This is a genomic window from Pseudoalteromonas peptidolytica (genome assembly GCF_012641745.1).
Classification (GTDB): domain Bacteria; phylum Pseudomonadota; class Gammaproteobacteria; order Enterobacterales; family Alteromonadaceae; genus Pseudoalteromonas; species Pseudoalteromonas peptidolytica.
This window is the reverse complement of record NZ_WEHZ01000088.1, coordinates 1-986: the sequence shown is the minus strand read 5'-3', so window position 1 is coordinate 986 and position 986 is coordinate 1. Positions and strand designations below refer to the sequence as shown.

Genomic DNA, 986 nt, shown 5'->3' with positions numbered 1-986 from the left:
TTAACCCGAGATCGGTTTAAGCCATCAGTTCATCAATAGAAATTGATGGCTTTTTTTCTTTGTGGCTGTATGCAATCAGCGCACCCAAGACTGTTAATATCATTCCATGCAAGCTTCTATGTCTTGAGTGCTCTAACTGACAAATATTTTTTAGCTGGTCAATCACGGTTTCAATAATAAAGCGCTTGGATAACATTGCTTTGTCCCAAGCTGAAATAGCTTTGGCCTTCATGTTACTGCGCACATTGGTGACCAGTTTGAGTCCCCTTTCCGATAGTGACTGCTCTAACTTACTGCTAATATACCCCTTGTCTCCATATAAAGTGCCGGTTAGATTTTGCGTAAGCTCTTCCACAGGAGCTGTATCCTGCTTATTTGCAGGTGTAACTTTGGCGGCAATTATTTCACCTTTATGATTGATAATTAGGTGTAGTTTAAATCCAAAATACCATCCCATCGTTCCTCGACCCCGCTTAGCCACTCCTGCAAACGTCTTGTGCCTTGGTATTCTCAAATTATGACAAACTTTGATACTCGTTGAGTCAATGAAGCAAATATCACAATCCGTTGATTTTAGGGTTTTAAAATAACTTGAAAGGGGAGTAACTGCACGAGGCATGAGTTCTAAAAACCTTGTATAGCTGAGCAGTGTTGGAAAGTCTTTTTTATGAAAGCGAGCGAGGTAGCCTTTATAAAAGTTTTTAAAATCGCGCTGATTTGACATATGAAATAGAATGATGACGGTCATTATTTCAGCCATACTCATCTGGCATGCTCTTTCTCTTTTTATTTGACCTTGCTCTATCTGGTAGGCGTGCCACTGCGGCAAAAAAACTTTGCAAAAATCATCGACATCACAAAACAACTCAACTAACTTATTCATGCCTGTTCCTTACTGGGTCACTTTCTTTTTTGGTCGAAAGATCTGATCTTGGAACAGGCATATAGTTCCCTAGTTTTTAAATTCTTATCCCGAGCTGGGGTTA

The 986-nt window shown here is 39.8% G+C and carries 1 protein-coding gene; it reads right to left on the bottom strand.

What is annotated here, in order from left to right:
• Positions 1-16: 16 nt before the first annotated feature.
• On the bottom strand, positions 17-883 hold the full coding sequence (locus F9Y84_RS21840) for an IS982 family transposase (RefSeq protein WP_147391506.1): 867 nt from the start codon (positions 881-883) through the stop codon (positions 17-19).
• Positions 884-986 lie beyond the last annotated feature (103 nt).